Origin of the sequence: Acinetobacter modestus, from assembly GCF_014636095.1 — a bacterium.
In the GTDB taxonomy this organism is placed as follows: Bacteria; Pseudomonadota; Gammaproteobacteria; order Pseudomonadales; family Moraxellaceae; genus Acinetobacter; species Acinetobacter modestus.
On record NZ_BMDV01000003.1, the window covers coordinates 340,968 to 359,555 of the forward strand.

Genomic DNA, 18,588 nt, shown 5'->3' on the forward strand with positions numbered 1-18,588 from the left:
TGAAAAGAACCTGCGCAATGTAGGTTCTTTTTTGCTAATTAATATTTATAGATGGGTCATAAGAAATCTTTTAATTCAGGTTTGACCCCATTCCAAATAGAGAAGGCTTCAATCGCTTGACCCACCAACATACCAAAACCATCTGCTGATGGAACTTGGCGCTCTTGGGCTTGATCCAAAAAGCTCGAAGGTTTGCCATAAGCCATTTCATAAGCATGGTGAAAAACCAAGCATTCAGGGAGTTGTAAAGTATCACCAGTTAAGCTGGCAGAAGTGGCATTGATGACAAAATCAAATTCACCAACAAGTTGTTCCAAGCTGAGCGCTGAGAGTTGCGCCTGCGGCACGGCATCTTTTAAATCTGAGACCAATTGTTCAGCTCGAGCAAGTGTACGATTGGCAATGACAATCTGTTTTGCGCCTGCTTCTACTAAAGGATAAATGACACCACGTGTTGCACCACCAGCACCTAAGATTAAAATGCGACTATTTTTAAGATCCCAACCTAAGGCTTGAATGGCGGCAACTAAACCCTGACCATCGGTATTATCTCCAAACAGTTTGCCATCTTGCATCCATAAGGTGTTCACAGCTTTGGCAATTTTGGCACGTTCAGTAAGTTGATCACATAAAGCAAATGCCTGCTCTTTAAACGGCACAGTTACATTCATTCCAATGCCATCATGAGCAAAAAAATCTTTTGTTGTACTTTCAAAACCATCTAAGGGCGCAAGAATTTTTTTATAGTCTAAATTGACCCCCGTTTTTGCTGCAAATGCATGATGGAGTTCTGGTGATCGAGATTGTTCAATCGGATTCCCAATGACAGCAAATTGTTTGGTCATACTTTTATCCAAAGTTGAAAGAGAGGACAGAGGCTATTAAACATATTTGAATGCTTATGCGGACACAATATACGATAATCTTTAGGTACAAAAAAAGCACCTAAATTCAGGTGCTTTGAACAATTACGGTCAATTATTTATTTAAACTCAACCAATCTCTAGGTTTTAGATAATAATCCGTTAAACGTTTCTCTATTGAATCAGCATCCCATTCAGGGCGATAAGACCAACCCGCGAGATTAGGCAAGCTAACTAAAATCGACTCAATACGACCACCCGTTTGCAGGCCAAACAAGGTACCTCGGTCGTAGACTAAATTATATTCAACATAGCGACCACGACGATACAATTGGAATTCACGTTGAGCTTCGGTATAAGGCTGTTCACGATGCTTTTCAAAAATAGGCAAGATTGCTTCTAAATAACCATTACCAACGGCTTGAATATATTTAAAGCAAGTTTCGAAGTCCCATTGGTTCAAATCATCAAAGAATAAACCACCTACACCACGTTGTTCATCACGATGTTTTAAGTAGAAATAATCATCACACCATTGTTTATGTTCAGCATAAATATGTTCACCAAACGGCTGGCATAAGTCATAAGCGGTTTGATGCCAGTTTTGAATATCTTGATCATCTGGATAGAAAGGTGTGAGATCAAAGCCACCGCCAAACCACCAAACAGGGTCTTGACCCTCAGGTTCAGCAACAAATAAACGTACATTTGCATGTGAAGTTGGGATATTGGGATTTTTAGGATGAATAACTAAAGAAACACCCAAAGCTTGTGCTTTTGCACCTGCGATTTGAGGATGGCGTTCAGTTGCAGAAGCAGGAAGTTTACTGATGTTAATGTGGGAAAACATCACTCCGCCTTTTTCAATGACGTCACCATTTTGCAGAACACGAGAGCGACCGCCACCACCTTCAGTTCGTTGCCAATCATCAATGATAAACTCAGCAGTGCCACCGCCTGCACGTTCCTGTTGTTCTAATCCTGCACAAATACGTGCTTGTAAGTCGAGTAAAAACTCGCGAACACGTTGAATATCAGCTGAAGTTGGATGCTGCATTTCAACCTTCTAATCATTAAAAAAGATGGAAGGATATTTACCATGAAATCATAAAAAAAATAAGCTGATTTTGTGATTCAAACTGCAATTAGATACTTGAACAGCTTAAAGGATCTAATCGATCTAACCATAATTATTCCGACTAAAAGGGTTGGTTGATTTCTTGGGTTAAGCTCAGCAGAATGTATTGATAATGCTTGTTGTTGCAAGCTGAACATCAGATAGGCACGTTATGACTCAAGTTCATTCACTTATTCAAAAATACAATGTTGCAGGACCACGTTACACCAGTTATCCGACTGTTCCGTACTGGCAAGAACAAGATTTTAGTTTGGAAATGTGGAAGCAAACTTTAAAACGGGCATTTGATGAGACAAATACGAGTGAAGGGATTAGTTTATATATCCATTTGCCATTTTGTGAGAGCTTGTGCACTTTTTGTGGTTGTCATAAGCGTGTGACGAAGCGCCATGAAGTCGAACAACCTTATATTCAAGCTGTGTTAAAAGAATGGGAGTTGTACTGCCAGTTGCTTGTCGACAAACCGAGGATTAAAGAAATTCACTTGGGGGGAGGAACTCCGACATTTTTCTCTGTACAACACTTGATCGAGTTGATTAATGGGTTATTGGCAAATGCAGATGTATCCGATGAATATGAATTTAGTTTCGAAGGGCATCCTAATAATACGACTCGAGAGCATTTACAAGCCCTATATGATCTTGGTTTTCGCCGAGTGAGTTATGGGGTGCAGGACTATAATGAAAAAGTTCAGAAAGCAATTCACCGTATTCAACCATTTGCTCATGTACAACAGGTGACAAATTGGGCACGGGAAATTGGCTATACCTCGATTTCACATGACTTGGTCTTTGGCTTACCATTTCAGAACTTGACGGATGTGTTACACACGATTGAACAAACAAATAGTCTAAAGCCAGATCGTTTGGCATTTTATAGCTATGCTCATGTACCTTGGATTAAGGGCAATGGACAGCGTGGCTTCAAAGATCAGGACGTACCTAAAGATGAGTTGAAACGCCAGTTATATGAGGAGGGAAAGAGAAAACTTTTAGCACAGGGTTATCATGAAATTGGTATGGATCACTTTGCTTTGGAACATGACAAAATGTATCAAGCTTTCCAACAAGAAAATCTGCATCGTAATTTCATGGGGTATACCTCATCAAAAACGCAAGTCATGATTGGCCTAGGTTTGTCTTCAATTAGTGATAGTTGGTACAGCTTTGCGCAAAATGAAAAAACGCTAGAAGATTATTATGCACGTTTAGAGAAGAATGAGATTCCTGTATATCGTGGACATCTTTTAACAGAAGAGGATTTAGTCATTCGCCAACATATACTCAATTTAATGTGTTGCTTTAGTACTTCATGGCAGAATGAAGCATTGTATTTTCCAGAGTTACCTGAAGTATTAGCACAACTAGAGGAAATGCAGAATGACGGTTTGTTAAAAATTACATCAAAGGATATTCAAGTAACCGAACAAGGCAAACCATTCGTAAGAAATATTTGCATGGCATTTGATTTACATCTTCACCGCAAAATACCCAATAACCGTATTTTTTCTATGACGATATAAAATAATCGCTTATTTTCGAATTATTATGAGCTTGATTGAATCAAGGATGACTTAGAAGTCATCCTTCTGGTAAAGATGATCCATACGCTCACGTTTGGTCTTTAAATATTGTTCATTAAATGGGTTACGACCTACTGTTAACGGTACACGCTCAACCACATTAATGTCTAAATCAGTTAGGGCTTTAAGTTTTAACGGGTTGTTCGTAATTAACTTAACTTCTTTAATTTGTAGATGATCCAGCATAATGCTACACATATCATAACGACGTGCATCCGCAGGAAGATTTAATAACAGGTTTGCATCAACAGTGTCATGCCCTTGATCTTGTAAAGCATAGGCGCGGATTTTATTCGTTAAACCAATCCCACGACCTTCTTGGCGTAGATACAAAATCACACCTTGACCTGCTTCATTAATCAAACGTTGAGTCGCTTGTAATTGAGGACCACAGTCACACTTTAATGAAGCGAAAGCATCACCTGTTAAGCATTCTGAATGAATACGGACTAAAACAGGTCCTGTTGGAGGAGTTTCTAAACCTTTAGAAAGCGCCACATGTTCTTCGCCCGTTTGAGGGTCTTGAAACACAGAAATATTGAAGTCACCAAAAGCAGTTGGTAGCTTTGATGTTGCAATAAATTCAATCGGCACAGAGAGCTCGCTATGTTAGTAAAAACTGTCAAAGTATAGCTTAATGTGTGAAGATTGAGTGAATTGGAATTTCTGATTTTTCACATAAGTTTTTCTTTTTCATAGAAAGCACACAATAATGGTTGATAAACAGTGACATAATTCAGGATAATCTGTAAGTCAGTTGTTTAAGATTGGCTTGAGAATGTTCAGCACTACATCATTCGCACATGTGGCTGATTGAAGGTAGATCGTATTTAATTGTATGATTGCCCCCATTTAACCCAGCTTCGGATTTGCCAGGCTTAAAAAGGCTTTGCCACATTATGTTGTATACCGAAATTCCAACTCAACGTCCTGTTACGCCATTGTTAGATGGAATTGATCATCCACAACAATTACGTCAGCTCGAGCAAAGCCAACTCGCACAAGTGGCGGATGAGTTGCGTCAATATATTTTGTATGCGGCAGGGCAAAGCGGTGGCCACTTTGGCGCAAATCTTGGTGTAATCGAATTAACGGTTGCACTGCATTATTGTTTTAATACACCGCAAGACCGTTTGGTTTGGGATGTGGGTCATCAAGCATATCCACATAAAGTACTGACAGGGCGTCGTGAGCGAATTACTACGATTCGTAGTAAAGATGGTTTAGCCGCTTTCCCTGCGCGTGAAGAATCTGAATTTGATACCTTTGGTGTAGGGCATTCGTCAACAGCAATTTCTGCAGGTCTGGGAATGTCGCTTGCGCGTCGTTATCAAAAAGATCCGTGTGATGTGGTTGCAATTGTTGGTGATGGTGCAATGACAGCAGGTATGGCATTTGAAGCTATGAATGATGCAGTTGCACATGATGCTGATCTGATCGTCGTTTTAAATGATAACGATATGTCGATTTCATGCAGTACGGGTGGCTTTGCAAGACATTTGGCTGCAATTTGGGAAACAGGTCAACTGGTGAATGTCGACGAACATGGCCAAGCCTATGTTCAGCCACATCCGAAGTGGACTTATAACTCACGGTTACATCAATCTGCAACAGATGCAGCGGATAACTTATTTAAAGCGATCGGTTTTGATTATTTTGGGCCATTTGATGGGCATGATGTTGAACAACTCACACAAGTTTTCCATGCGCTAAAAAAACGTAAAGGCCCTCGTTTAGTTCATATTTATACCAAAAAGGGTAAAGGATTTGCGCCAGCTGAAGCAGACCCGATTACCTACCATGCTATTACTAAAATTGCACCTACAGCATCTGCTCCTGCAAAAAAATCACCGCCTAAATACTCAGACGTGTTTGGACAATGGTTATGTGATGAAGCAGCGCAAGATGATCGTTTACTCGCAATCACCCCAGCGATGTGTGAAGGTTCAGGGATGGTTCAGTTTGCAAAGCAATACCCTGAACGTTTCTTTGACGTGGCGATTGCTGAACAACATGCAGTGACTTTAGCAGCGGGTATGGCGTGTGAAGGTTTAAAACCTGTTGTAGCAATCTATTCGACCTTTTTACAACGCGGCTATGATCAATTGATCCATGATGTTGCCTTGCAAAATCTAGATGTCACTTTTGGGATTGATCGTGCTGGTTTAGTCGGTGAAGATGGCCCGACCCATGCAGGTGCATATGATTATGCTTATATGCGTACTGTACCTAACATGGTGATCATGGCACCAAAAGATGAAAATGAATGTCGTCAGATGTTGCATACGGCATATCACTATAATGGACCAACTGCCGTACGTTATCCGCGAGGTGTTGGTACAGGTGCTGAAATCCAACAGCAAATGACTGCTTTAGAAATTGGTAAAGCTGAAATTGTTGCGCAATTTAATCAGGACGCAGATCAGCAGATCAGTATCCTTGCTTTTGGTAGCCGTGTTGCAGCATCAGTTGAAGCAGCAGAATTATTTGCAAGTAAACATTCGGTTGCTGTACGTGTGGTCAACATGCGGTTTGTAAAACCATTAGATGAGCAGATACTTCGTGACTTAGCTGCTGACACAAAACTTTTTGTGACTGTAGAAGAACATGCGGTTATGGCTGGTGCGGGAAGTGCAGTAAATGAATTTTTAGCACGAGCTAAAATCATTAAGCCAATTTTAAATCTAGGTTTGCCAGATGCATTTTTACATCAAGCAACTCATCAGCAAATGCTCATTGACTGTGGCTTAGATGGCAAAGGTATTTTGCTTTCAATAGAACAAGCTTGGTTATAAGTCGCTAACGCTTTGTAAATTAGAAAATAATCTTTCGCAAACATTTTTTACCTAAAAGCCCTTATATTTGATAGAATATGAGGGCTTTTATGCATTATTCTTTGTCAAAATCTTCAAATTTGTAGTGGGTGTTCAATGGAACCTATGGTGGTTATGGCTGCGCGTGCGGCTCAAACAGTTGGTCAAGAGCTTTTAAAGGCACATCAAAATCGTCATAAACTCGATTTACAAGTTGAAGAAAAAGGCATCGATGGTCCAGTAACGCGTGTTGACCGTTATATCGAACAGCTTACAATTGATACGCTTCGTAAAAGTTATAAAAACCATAGCTTCCTTGGTGAAGAGTTTGGCATGCAAGAAGGTAAAGGTCACGATGCAGATTGGTGCTGGGTGATTGATCCTTTAGATGGTACTCAAAACTTTATCAACGGTTTCCCTCATTTCTGTATTTCTATCGCTGTACAACATAAAGGTGTAACTCAGCACGGTGTGATCTATGATCCAGTGCGTGATGAATTATTCTCTGCAAGCCGTGGTCGTGGCGCAGTCATGAACCAACGCCGTATCCGTGTAAATGTTAAAGACTCTTTAGAAAACACATTCCTTGCGGTAGGTCATCCTTATCGTGCGAAACGTAATGGTGAAATCGTTTCTTATGCGGAACAACATTTCGCTTCTTTGTTGGCTGTAACTAAATCAGGCGCGCAAATCCGTCGTGGTGGTTCTGCTGCTTTGGATTTAGCTTATGTCGCTGCAGGTCGTTTTGATGGTTTCTTTGAGCTTGGTTTAAAACCGTGGGATATTGCTGCGGGTGAGCTGATTGTAAAAGAAGCGGGCGGTGTAGTCGTTGATGCTCGTGGTGGTAATGAATCATTTGATAATGGTCAAGTACTTGCTTGTTCACTTAAAATGTTAAAACCATTGATGCAAACAGTTGTTCCTGCTTGGGGCGATGCTGCAAAATAATTTGCTGAACTCTAAAAAAGCCCTCAATATTTGAGGGTTTTTTATTTTCGGATCAGGATAAGTTGTGAAGATCATTTATGAGGATGAGCAGTTTTATATAGAAACCCATCATGAGATACAGGTGGATAAAGTTGAAGAGCAAAATATTGATTTTTGGTTAACTGTTAATAGTAAGACATTTTCTGGAAGTGCTTTTACATTAGCAAATATTCAATATTTAATGACTAAAGATAATAGAATGGGTGAGTCTGCTTTTGGTTCCTATTTTTGGTGTGCAGATATGCTTATCCTTAAAGAAATGACTGTGGAATGTTTGGGAAAGGCGATTAAAGATATATTAAGTGATCAATCTTTAGATATAGAGAAGATATTTACTCAAGTAGTCAATAATCCTTAATTTTTTCTTTAGTTGTAATTAATATACAAAGAATAAAAGTGATCGAATAGAAAAAACCTATTAAAAAAGGTGACTTTTAAAATTATTCTGCTATAATCCGCCCACGCACTTAAATTCCAGTTCATTACCTGAACATTCAGTTCTATTCATATTAGCGCACGCTGTCCATAGAGAGGACCATATCTTGCGCCCAAATCGCTTAGCGATTCTTCAGGTTGAGGCAGTAATCAAGCGTGCGTTTAGTCCACATCGTCGTTATTCGGATTGCCGCTGAACTTCATCTATTTTCAGCTTGAGTCGCTTTGCCGCTTTTTGCCGATGTCTATTTTTTGTATTTATTAAAATGGAGCACCCATTAGGGTGAAACTCTCTATGAGCAAAACTTTTGCCGAATTTTCTTTGCACGAAACCTTACAACAAGCCCTAGAAGGTTTAGGTTTTACAAGCCCAACTCCTGTGCAAGAACAAGCGATTCCAGCTGCGTTAGATGGAAAAGATTTATTAGTTTCAAGCCAGACAGGTTCTGGTAAAACTGCAGCATTTTTACTCCCTACATTAAATGCTTTGGCAGGTCAGGAAACTTTTGTGCCATTTAAAGAGCGCATGAAAGCTGTGACTCAACCAAGCATCTTGGTTTTATGTCCTACGCGTGAATTGGCTCAACAAGTAAGCCAAGATGCGATTGCATTTGTACGTCATATGAAAGGTGTTCGTATTGCTGCAATTATGGGTGGTATGCCTTTTGGTAAGCAAATTCAACAGCTTAAAGGCGCACAAGTGATTGTTGCAACGCCAGGTCGTTTGCTTGACTTAGTAAATCGTCGCCAATTGAAACTTGATAAAGTTGAATCGTTAATCGTCGACGAAGCTGACCGTATGCTTGATCTAGGCTTCTCTGAAGATTTAGAAGCAATTGGTGAATTAGCTGCAAACCGTAATCAAACATTAATGTTCTCTGCGACTTTTGCTGATCGTATTATTCGTCTTGCTGAACGTATGATGAATGATCCACAACGTATCGCAATTGAGACTGGTCACAGCACTAACACTGATGTAACACAAACATTACATTGGACAGATGGCTTTGAGCATAAGAAAAAATTACTTACTCACTGGTTGTCTGACGAGTCAGTAGATCAAGCTGTTGTCTTTGCAAGCACGCAAGAAGATACAGATATGCTTGCTGAAGAATTGGCTGAAGCAGGTCACTCAGTTGTTGCATTGCATGGTGCTATGCCACAAACCGTTCGTAACCGTCGTTTACGCAGCATCCGTGAAGGTCGTGCAAAAATCTTAGTTGCAACTGACGTAGCAGCACGTGGTTTAGACGTACCAACTATTTCTCACGTGATTAACTTCGGTTTACCGATGAAAAACGAAGACTATGTACACCGTATTGGTCGTACAGGTCGTGCGGGTCGTACTGGTCAAGCGATTACACTTGCGACTTATCGTGAGCGTGGCAAAATCCGTGCGTTAGAAGATTATTTAGATGCACGTTTAAATGTATCTGAAATTGAAGGTTTAGAGCCATCTCCACCTCCTGCTCGTTCAGGTCGTGATGGTGGTGGTCGCGGTCGTGATGGCGGTGGTCGTGGTCGTGGCGGCCGTGATGGCGGTCGTGGTGGTTTTGGTGGTGGTCGTCGTTTTGAAGGCGAGAGCAATTTCAAACGTCGTGAAGGCGGTGATGATCGTCCACGTCGTAGCTTCGATGATAAATCACGTGGTGAGCGTCCATCATTCGGTGGTGAAGATCGTCCACGTCGCGAGTTTAATTCTGACCGTCCACGTCGTGAAGGTGGTTTTGAAGACCGTCCACGTCGTAACTTTGATGATAAACCACGTGGTGAACGTCCATCATTCGGTGGTGAAGATCGTCCACGTCGCGAGTTCAATTCAGATCGCCCACGTCGTGAAGGTGGTTTTGAAGATCGTCCAAAGCGTAGTTTTGGTGGTGAAGACCGTCCACGTCGCGAGTTCAATTCAGATCGCCCGCGTCGTGAAGGTGGTTTTAATGATAAACCGCGTTTTGACTCGAATGATGACAACCGTGGTAACCGTGTAGATTACAAACCACGTCGTGAAGGTAGCTTCGGCGACCGTCCAAAGCGCGATTTTGGTGATCGTCCACAGCGTGGTTTCGGTGGTGAAGATCGCCCAAAACGTAGTTTCGGTGGTGAAGACCGTCCAAAGCGTAGTTTCGGTGGTGAAGACCGTCCAAAGCGTGATTTTGGTGATCGCCCAGCACGTGAAGGTGGCTTCGGTGGTGACCGTCGTCGCAAAAACGATTTTTAATCGTTAAAAACCGATGAAAAGAAGAAGCCAGTTGTAAAACTGGCTTTTTTATTTAGGATTAGTCATGTAAAATTCGAAAAATGTCTACTAATTCAAATTTTACAGAAGAAATGAATAGGGTTAAGCAAAATAAAAGTCTTTTAAGTCAAATATGGTCATTCATTTGTGGTGAAGGGCTGCCATGTCTATTTGTTATTTTAATGCTTTGTAATGGGTTATTTTTTGCATATGCACTTATTGCACGCAATCATACCGACTCTTTGAATGCAAGCTCACAACATGAGCTGAGCACAGAAGTTGATAAAAAGAACAATTACATAAATTAATAATCTTCATACGTAGCATATCAAAATAAAAACAAGCGCTTAATCTTTCAGTGTATAGTATGCGTGCATAAAAAGTGCAGGAATGAATGCCAGTATGAATAACAAATCTCCTCTCCATGCTGAAGCCCTAATTGAAGTTAAAAACTTGAGCTTTAACCGAGGGGAACGCGTCATTTATGATGATGTCAGTCTTAAAATTCGACGTGGTCAAATTACTGCAATTATGGGACCTTCGGGAACAGGTAAAACCACTTTGCTCCGTTTGATTGGTGGGCAGTTAATCCCTGATCGTGGTGAAGTATTGCTTGATGGTAAGAATATTGCAGCCATGTCTCGTCCAGACTTGTTTGCTGCACGCGCACGTATGGGGATGTTATTCCAGAGTGGTGCGTTATTTACTGATATGTCAGTTTATGAAAATGTTGCATTTCCTATTCGTGCGCATACACAATTACCAGAACATTTGATTGCTGAGTTAGTCGCTTTAAAGTTGGAGTCGGTTGGGTTACGCGGTGCTGAACCATTAATGCCATCTGAACTTTCGGGAGGTATGAATCGTCGTGTTGCTTTAGCGCGTGCGATTGCACTTGATCCAGAATTGATTATGTATGATGAGCCATTCGCTGGCCAAGATCCAATTGTTAAAGGTGTTCTAACACGATTGATTCGTTCTTTGCGTGAAGCTTTAGACTTAACAACAATTATTGTCTCGCATGATGTCGCAGAGACATTATCGATTGCTGATTATATTTATGTGGTTGCTGAAGGCAAAATTCAGGGTGAAGGTTCACCTGAGCAGCTACAGGCACATGCTTCCCCATTTGTACGTCAATTTTTAACAGGCTCAGCTGAGGGACCTGTTGAATATCAATTTACTCATCAAGCATATTTAGATAACGAGGTTCGTGCATGAATACGATTGCCTGGTTAGGTAGACTCGTTATTGAGCGAATAAAGGGGATAGGTGCAGCGTCACTTATGCTCATCCAGATTTTATTTTCAGCGCCTTCAAAGGGTGGCTTTCAACGCTTTGTTTATCAGATGCATCGTGTTGGGGTCATGTCTCTGCTGATTATTGCTGTCTCAGGCTTGTTTATTGGCGCTGTCCTTGGCTTGCAGATGTATAGTATTTTGGTCACTTTTGGTAGTGAAGCCATGTTGGGGACTGCGATTTCGTTAACTTTGTTACGTGAACTTGCTGCAGTTGTTGCTGCATTACTATTTGCAGGGCGTGCAGGCTCAGCTCTCACTGCCGAAATTGGTTCAATGAAGCAGAGTGAACAATTGGCCAGTATGGAAATGATTGGCGTTGATCCACTCCGTCAAATTGTAGCTCCGCGTTTGTGGGCAGGTATTGTTAGTTTGCCGATGTTGACTGTGATTTTTGCAACGATCGGTATTATTGGCGGCAAGTTGGTTGGCGTAGATTTTTTAGGTGCTGATGAAGGTTCTTTCTGGGGTGGTATGCAAAGTACAGTTCAGTTTGGACATGATATTTTTAATGGCACTATTATTAAAAGTATTGTTTTTGCGCTGATTTGTACATGGGTTGCGGTCTATCAAGGTTATGCTTGTGATCCAACACCAGAGGGTATCGCGACTTCGATGACCAGAACGGTCGTATATTCTTCACTTTGTGTATTAGGTTTTGATTTCGTGTTGACTGCGGTCATGTTCGGAGGGATTTAATGAAATCACGTACTAGTGAGCTGGCCGTAGGTATTTTTGTGATTATCTTCGGTATCGCTCTATTTTTTCTTGCGATGAAAGTTAGTGGTTTAGTGGGTACAAATCTACGTGATAGCTATAGCATGACAGCGCAGTTTGATAACGTAAATGGTTTAAAACCACGAGCAAAGGTGACCATGAGTGGTGTGACCATTGGTCGTGTAGAATCTATTACACTTGATCCAGTAACACGTTTAGCAACAGTTAAGTTTGATTTGGATGGTAAATTAACCAGCTTTAATACTGAGCAATTAAAAGAAGTGCAGAAAAATGCCTTAGAAGAATTGCGTTATAGCTCAGATTATCAACAGGCTGATGCTGCGAAACAAAAAGCAATGGAACAGCAACTTATTAGTAACATGACCTCCATCACCAGTTTGGATGAGGATGCTTATATTATGGTTGCAACCAATGGCTTACTGGGTGAGAAGTATTTGAAAGTTGTACCAGGTGGTGGGGTGAATTACCTAAAACGTGGTGATGTTGTTTCAAATACCCAAGGTACAATGGATTTAGAAGATTTGATCAGTAAGTTTATTACTGGTGGTGCTGGTAAAGCCACATCAAGCTCAACAACTTCAGAGAGTTCGGCATCGCAGCCAGCTTCTACTGAAGCAGAACCATCATTTGTTGAGTAATTCAGGTTAGGAGATTGAAGTGAATACATTATTGAAACAGACGTTAACAGCAAGTGTATTATCAACCATGCTTGCGAGTGCTGCATTTGCAGCACCAACAGAAACCCCACCTGATTTTGTTAAACGTGTGGCTGATGGTTTAATTACACGTTTAAAAGCAGATCATGCGAAATTACAAAGTAATCCTGCTTTAGTTAAATCGATTATTCGTCAAAATCTTGATCCGTATGTTGATTCACAAGCATTTACACGTATCGTATTAGGTACGTATGCAAACAATCAATATACAACTGCTGCGCAACGTGCTCAGTTTGAGCAAAATTTCCGTGCTGTGATTATTGAAAACTACGGCGGTGCTTTCGCTAAATATACCAATGAAAGCTATACGATGCGTCCTTTTAAGTCGACCAATAGTAAAAATCCAGTTGTTACATTAGACTTCTTACATAATGGTGAGAAAATCCCTGTATCGTTCCAGTTGACAGATAAAGGCGACCAATGGAAAGTCCGTAATATTAATGTGTCTGGTATTGATTTAGGCTTGCAATTCCGTAACCAGTTTGCTGCTACTGTTCAGCGCAATGGTGGTGATATGAACAAAGCGATTGCAACCTTTAAGCCAGATGCAGATGCTGCTGTTAACAAGAAATAAGTAGGTGACGGGTGATTCAGTATATTGATCAGCAATTAATTGTTTCAAAAACAATTGATTTCTCGAATGCAGAACAAGTTTATCGCGCAGGCTTAAAACATATCCAGCAACATAAGAGTTTTCCTCTTATTGTTGATCTGGGTCAGCTTGAACAAGGAAACACCCTTTCTTTGGCAGTGTTGGTGCAATGGTTGCGTCAAACACCAAATAATAAAGGTCTACATTTTAAAAATGTGTCTGAGAAAATGCTGAAAGTCATCCAAGCTTGCCATCTACAAGATGATTTGAAATTGATATGAAAAAAGTCTTGTAATAAAAAAGCACCGTAAGGTGCTTTTTTATTAAATCCATTTTTTCCAGCGGAAGTACACCATTGGGAGGACCAAAAACGCCATCAAAATAGCGGTGACAATCCAAAAACTCAGACTGCCATGAGCAAATGGCAATACATCGGTATTCATCCCGTAAATACTAGCAATCAGCATTGGTGGTGCAAGCATACTTGGTAAAATTGAGAATCGACGAATCGTGTCATTTTGTTCGGTGTTAATGAAGCCTGATGTGGTATCCAGTAAGAAGCGGACTTTCTGGAATAAGAATGCATCATGTTCGACCAGTGAACGGACATCCTCACTTAATTCTCGAATATCTGCATCATAAATATGACTACCTAAAGCTCGAGGGCGAGAGAGGAAGGTAAGTACGCGACGTAAATCGATCAAACACAGTTGTGCCTTTCCAAGCATATCTTCTTGTTGTGCAAGGCGGGTAATCATGTCATCGAGATCCAATACCTTTTCACGATGATGATTATTGAGTACCTCTGTGGAGTATCTTTCCAAGTCTTTGTGGATATCTTCCAAGATATCCGCAAGCTCATCTAGTTTTGCTTCAAGTAAACCGAGCAAGATCCAAGTGGGATCTTTATAGTCCATATCGTAATCATTACGGCGTGCACGCGCACGGAAGGCACGAAATGCAACTAATTTTTCGCCACGCATGGTAAACAAACGATCTTTATGCAGAATGAAGGCAACAGTTTGTACTGTTGCAAGCATATGAGATGACTCATCTGTATCGCCATCAACCTGATAATTTTTATTCTTTGTTAAAAAATATGTACTGATATGCAAAATCCCATCATCATCACGGTAAAATCGTGCGGATGAGGAAATGTCTTCAAGTGATTTTAATGTTGGTAGGTTTCGCTCGTAAGCATCAAATACCCACTGTTGTTCTTCTTGAGATGGAGCAATTAGATCAATCCAAACCAACTCAGGGTGGAGATCAAAACTCCCATTGATTGTTGCATCTTCTAGACTACCGCGCTCTGTGGCATAAAAGGCTTCAAGCATGTCTTTTTTCCTCGCGCAGCCAATGTGAGATTTTCAGCATTGTACCGAAAACCAGCGTGTATTTTAGACAAGGATGAAACGAAAAACACTTGCCTAAACGTTAATTTCTAAAAAATCTTGTTACACAGCCTACTTTATCAGCATGACAGTTATATAAAACGGTTTTAATTGTATGAATTCTATATGTGTTTTTTGTGGTTCTTCTCTCGGTAATGATCCCATTTATCAACAAATTGCACAGGCGACAGGACAAGCAATTGCACAGCAAGGTCAAATGCTTGTGTATGGTGGCGGTCGCTCTGGTTTGATGGGTGTAGTTGCAGACAGTGCAATAGCCGCAGGTGGGCAGGTCATTGGCATCATTCCACAAGCTTTGGTTGATCGAGAATTAGCGCATACGGGTTTGACTGAATTGTATGTAGTCAAGGATATGCATGAGCGAAAAACGAAAATGGCAGAATTAGCAGATGCGTTTGTTGCATTGCCTGGAGGAGCAGGCACCATGGAAGAGATCTTTGAGCAATGGACGTGGAATCAATTAGGGATTCATCAAAAGCCTTGTGCATTTCTAAATGTTGAGGGCTTCTATGATGGCTTAATTCAAACGATCCAAGATTCTGTAGATCGCGGATTTAGTCAGGCAAGGTTTGTAGAGAACTTAATTGTTGCCGATAATATTGGTGAAATTTTAACTGCATTTTCAGTGTATCAGCCTGCAACACCAAAATGGATGTCAGCTGCAGATATTCAAGTTTAAGGGGATAATGTGAAAATCATAACCGTTGCTGCGGCGATTATATTGAATGAACAAAATCAATTGCTTTTGGTTCGTAAGCAGAACACACGAGCTTTTATGCAAGTAGGTGGCAAGCTAGAAAGTAATGAAGCGCCTGAAATTGCGATACAGCGTGAAATTTTAGAGGAAATCGCGTGTGAATCTGAGATCAAACAATTTGTCGGGCGCTTTGAAACGGCTGCTGCAAATGAGCCTGATCATCTGTTAGTGAGTTATGTTTATGAGGTGAAACTGAAACAAACACCACGTATCGCTGCGGAAATTGCGGAGATGAAATGGATTGATTTGGAAGATCAAGTCACTTTACTTGCACCTCTTACTCAACAAGTGGTGATTCCATGGTGTCATCAAAATTTAGAGAACTAGCATTATTACGGATAGGGGCTGCTAAACAAATACTATAAACCTGTTGGCAGCCAAGCTGTTGCAAGACTTGAGATAAGGCGGTAATTGAACTACCTGTTGTGACGACATCATCGACGATCAAGACTTTGCGATAACGAAGATGATTGGGCGGCGCAGCCACAAATTGCTGTTCAATATTTTCTAGTCTTTCGATGCGCGATAAGCCTTTTTGCGAGTGTTGGTCCAAGCGTTGTACAGGTTGCCAGATAGGGATATTTAAGCTTTTACTAAGTGCTTGGGCCAGTAACAGCGTTTGGTTGAAACCTCGTTCAACTAATCGATCTGTTGAAATTGGCATTGGAACGATGGCATGCACTTTAGGAAGCTTTAGTTGTTGTAGTAGTCCTTCAAGTAGTCGTTGATGGTACAGTTTTTGTTCATATTTAAATTGCTGAATGATGCGATCAATCGGATATTGATAATGGCATACAACGAATATTTTTTGTTGATTACGTTGAATGGATTGTTTTAACCAAGGTAACTGATTCCAACAACTTTGACATACCCCGTATTGTTTCCTAATCCCAATATCACACAGGCTACATGGCGTTAGATAATCAAAGATTTGTTTTGCTGATGTTTTAATTAATTTAAACATAGGCGTATCTTGGGGCTTCAGGTAGCCAGCGTTTTAATAGCCCATCAGCATGTTGTGGATAATCTTTTAGAATTTGTTCAGCCACATAATGTGCTTGCGTGAGTAAATGATCATCACGTTCTAAGCGTGCCACACGAAAGCCCATATCCCCAGTTTGTTTTGTTCCTAAGAGCTCACCCGGACCGCGTATTTCCAAATCTTTTTCAGCAATCACGAAACCATCATTACTTTCTCGTAAAATAGACAGTCGCTCCTGACCATTTTGAGACAAGGGTGTTTTATAGAGCAGGGCACAAAAACTAGCGGTAGCACCACGTCCAACACGTCCCCGAAGTTGATGCAATTGCGAGAGACCCAAACGTTCAGCATTCTCAATGACCATGATTGAGGCATTCGGTACATCGACCCCAACCTCAATCACTGTTGTGGCAATTAACAGTTGTGATTGATTGTCTTTAAAGGCTTGCATGACCGTTTGTTTTTCATCTGCTTTCATTTTGCCGTGGACCAGACCAATATTGATGTCTGGAAAGCGTTCCTTAATTTCTTGATAGGTAGCTTCGGCGGCTTGAGCATCTAGGGTCTCAGATTGTTCCACTAAGGTGCAGACCCAATACGCTTGTTTACCTTCACGACAGTTGCTGGCAATTCGTTGTAGAACCTGTTCACGACGATCTAAAGGAATTGTTACGGTTTGAATCGGGGTGCGTCCCGGGGGGAGTTCATCAATAATTGAAGTATCTAAATCACCATAAGCACTCATCGCGAGTGTGCGGGGAATCGGGGTTGCTGTCATCACCAATTGATGTGGGGTAAATTGATTAGCGCCTTTATTTCTTAAAGCAAGGCGTTGATCGACCCCGAAACGATGTTGTTCATCAATAATAACCAAGCCTAGTTTAGAAAATTCCACGGCATCTTGGAATAAAGCATGCGTACCGACAATAAGTTGTGCATGACCTTGTTTAATTTGTTGTTCAGCTTGTGTACGTGCTTTGCCTTTTTGTTTGCCTGAAAGCCATGCCACTTGGATGCCTAGTGGCTCAAACCAACGTTTAAAATTTAAATAATGTTGTTCTGCTAAGATCTCAGTCGGTGCCATCAGTGCAACTTGCCAGTCTGCTTCTAGTGCATGGCAGGCTGCAACTGCTGCGACGAGTGTTTTACCTGCTCCCACATCACCTTGGACTAAACGGAGCATCGGTTGATCTTGTTTGAGATCTTGCAAGATTTCCTTAGAAACTCGTTTTTGTGCATTGGTCATTTGAAAAGGAAGACTATCTAATAATGCCTTGGCCAAGATTTTACTGCTATCAAAACGAGGTGCAGCAATTTGGCGGATATAGGCACGGCGTGTTAACAGGCTAATTTGATGGGCGACCAGCTCTTCAAAAATTAATCGTTGTTGGGCAGGATGCGAACCTTGATTGAGTTGTTGCATGTTGGCATCAACAGGTGGCTCATGAATATATTCTAATGCTTGTTTAAGTTCATAGCCGTTGCTGTATTTTTTAGGTAATAACTCAGCTAAAGCATCACTATGATGTTGTAACGCCTGACGAACATATTCACGTAATTTAGGCTGCGTCAAACCTTCAGTGCTAGGATAAATTGCTGTAAGTTGGGTTCTGGGTAACGGCGTATGCTGTTGGATCACCTGTATTTCAGGGTGATACATTTCAAGACCACGTGCTCCAACACGAACTTCACCGAATATTCGGAGCTGTTGTCCCATTTTAATGCGATCAGTTAATCCCTTATAAATATGATAAAACCGTAAAGTGACCTTTCCAAAATCATCTTGTAATAAGGCCGCAAGTGATTTCTTTTTGCCTGGAGGAAAATCTACGGATCGAACTTCACCTTCGAGCAAATAACTTCGTCCAACAACCAGCTGATTCATTGGAATAATGGTGCTACGATCTTCATAGTCACGAGGAAGATGAAATAACAAATCATCCGTGCTAAAAATATGAAGCTTTTCTAATAGGGTTGCTGCGGCGGCACCAACACCTTGTAATTGCTGGACTGAAGTCATCTCTATTCAAGGGTGT

The 18,588-nt window shown here is 41.0% G+C and carries 18 protein-coding genes; 12 read left to right on the forward strand and 6 right to left on the reverse strand.

What is annotated here, in order from left to right:
- Nucleotides 1-56 precede the first annotated feature (56 nt).
- Together aroE and hemF are read right to left on the reverse strand one after the other, a co-directional pair.
- Complete coding sequence (gene aroE / locus IEV17_RS09800) at nt 57-845, reverse strand: shikimate dehydrogenase (protein WP_004660287.1); 789 nt, start codon at nt 843-845, stop codon at nt 57-59.
- A 133-nt stretch (nt 846-978) separates the two neighbouring features.
- The gene (hemF, locus tag IEV17_RS09805) at nt 979-1,920 is read right to left on the reverse strand and encodes an oxygen-dependent coproporphyrinogen oxidase (RefSeq protein WP_004660289.1); all 942 of its coding nucleotides are present in this window, start codon (nt 1,918-1,920) and stop codon (nt 979-981) included.
- A gap of 232 nt (nt 1,921-2,152) precedes the next feature.
- Between hemF and hemN the strand changes: the two genes are divergently transcribed.
- Nucleotides 2,153-3,523, forward strand: coding sequence for an oxygen-independent coproporphyrinogen III oxidase (gene hemN, locus IEV17_RS09810; protein ID WP_004660291.1), 1,371 nt, complete (start codon nt 2,153-2,155; stop codon nt 3,521-3,523).
- Nucleotides 3,524-3,574: 51 nt separating this feature from the next.
- Here the strand turns inward: hemN and ribA are convergent, their stop codons facing one another.
- Nucleotides 3,575-4,177, reverse strand: coding sequence for a GTP cyclohydrolase II (gene ribA, locus IEV17_RS09815; protein ID WP_004660293.1), 603 nt, complete (start codon nt 4,175-4,177; stop codon nt 3,575-3,577).
- A gap of 305 nt (nt 4,178-4,482) precedes the next feature.
- Here ribA and dxs point away from each other — a divergent pair, with 305 nt between their 5' ends.
- The 9 genes from dxs (at nt 4,483) to IEV17_RS09860 (ending at nt 13,679) form a co-directional block, all read left to right on the forward strand.
- Nucleotides 4,483-6,378 (forward strand): 1-deoxy-D-xylulose-5-phosphate synthase, encoded by a 1,896-nt coding sequence (dxs, locus tag IEV17_RS09820; protein WP_004660294.1) that lies wholly within the window; start codon nt 4,483-4,485, stop codon nt 6,376-6,378.
- Nucleotides 6,379-6,513: 135 nt separating this feature from the next.
- The gene (locus IEV17_RS09825; protein ID WP_004660297.1) at nt 6,514-7,344 is read left to right on the forward strand and encodes an inositol monophosphatase family protein; all 831 of its coding nucleotides are present in this window, start codon (nt 6,514-6,516) and stop codon (nt 7,342-7,344) included.
- A gap of 64 nt (nt 7,345-7,408) precedes the next feature.
- Entirely contained in the window at nt 7,409-7,741 is a 333-nt protein-coding gene (locus IEV17_RS09830) for a hypothetical protein (protein WP_004660300.1), read from the forward strand.
- A 372-nt stretch (nt 7,742-8,113) separates the two neighbouring features.
- On the forward strand, nt 8,114-10,036 hold the full coding sequence (locus tag IEV17_RS09835) for a DEAD/DEAH box helicase (RefSeq protein ID WP_188363581.1): 1,923 nt from the start codon (nt 8,114-8,116) through the stop codon (nt 10,034-10,036).
- Between the two features lie 420 nt (nt 10,037-10,456).
- Entirely contained in the window at nt 10,457-11,275 is an 819-nt protein-coding gene (locus IEV17_RS09840; RefSeq protein WP_004660305.1) for an ABC transporter ATP-binding protein, read from the forward strand.
- Nucleotides 11,272-12,051 carry a lipid asymmetry maintenance ABC transporter permease subunit MlaE gene (mlaE, locus tag IEV17_RS09845; RefSeq protein ID WP_004660307.1) on the forward strand — a complete coding sequence of 260 codons (780 nt, stop codon included), beginning with the start codon at nt 11,272-11,274 and terminating at the stop codon, nt 12,049-12,051. The genes IEV17_RS09840 and mlaE overlap by 4 nt, the downstream gene beginning before the upstream one ends.
- Nucleotides 12,051-12,728 carry an outer membrane lipid asymmetry maintenance protein MlaD gene (mlaD, locus tag IEV17_RS09850; RefSeq protein ID WP_004660308.1) on the forward strand — a complete coding sequence of 226 codons (678 nt, stop codon included), beginning with the start codon at nt 12,051-12,053 and terminating at the stop codon, nt 12,726-12,728. Before mlaE ends, mlaD begins: the two co-directional genes overlap by 1 nt.
- Nucleotides 12,729-12,747: 19 nt before the next feature.
- Nucleotides 12,748-13,380, forward strand: a complete 633-nt coding sequence (locus IEV17_RS09855; RefSeq protein ID WP_004660309.1) for an MlaC/ttg2D family ABC transporter substrate-binding protein — start codon at nt 12,748-12,750, stop codon at nt 13,378-13,380.
- 11 nt (nt 13,381-13,391) lie between these two features.
- Nucleotides 13,392-13,679: an STAS domain-containing protein gene (locus IEV17_RS09860; RefSeq protein ID WP_004660311.1), complete on the forward strand. Its 288-nt coding sequence runs from the start codon at nt 13,392-13,394 to the stop codon at nt 13,677-13,679.
- A 42-nt stretch (nt 13,680-13,721) separates the two neighbouring features.
- Here the strand turns inward: IEV17_RS09860 and IEV17_RS09865 are convergent, their stop codons facing one another.
- Complete coding sequence (locus IEV17_RS09865; RefSeq protein ID WP_004660312.1) at nt 13,722-14,735, reverse strand: CorA family divalent cation transporter; 1,014 nt, start codon at nt 14,733-14,735, stop codon at nt 13,722-13,724.
- A 172-nt stretch (nt 14,736-14,907) separates the two neighbouring features.
- Between IEV17_RS09865 and IEV17_RS09870 the strand changes: the two genes are divergently transcribed.
- Both IEV17_RS09870 and IEV17_RS09875 read left to right on the forward strand, forming a co-directional pair.
- A complete protein-coding gene (locus tag IEV17_RS09870; protein WP_004660313.1) occupies nt 14,908-15,492 on the forward strand; it encodes an LOG family protein in 585 nt (194 codons plus the stop codon).
- Between the two features lie 9 nt (nt 15,493-15,501).
- Nucleotides 15,502-15,897: an NUDIX hydrolase gene (locus tag IEV17_RS09875; RefSeq protein ID WP_004660315.1), complete on the forward strand. Its 396-nt coding sequence runs from the start codon at nt 15,502-15,504 to the stop codon at nt 15,895-15,897.
- Here the strand turns inward: IEV17_RS09875 and IEV17_RS09880 are convergent.
- Nucleotides 15,848-16,534: a ComF family protein gene (locus IEV17_RS09880; protein ID WP_004660317.1), complete on the reverse strand. Its 687-nt coding sequence runs from the start codon at nt 16,532-16,534 to the stop codon at nt 15,848-15,850. The two genes, IEV17_RS09875 and IEV17_RS09880, sit on opposite strands and share 50 nt — an antisense overlap.
- On the reverse strand, nt 16,527-18,572 hold the full coding sequence (gene recG, locus IEV17_RS09885) for an ATP-dependent DNA helicase RecG (RefSeq protein WP_004660319.1): 2,046 nt from the start codon (nt 18,570-18,572) through the stop codon (nt 16,527-16,529). Before recG ends, IEV17_RS09880 begins: the two co-directional genes overlap by 8 nt.
- Nucleotides 18,573-18,588 lie beyond the last annotated feature (16 nt).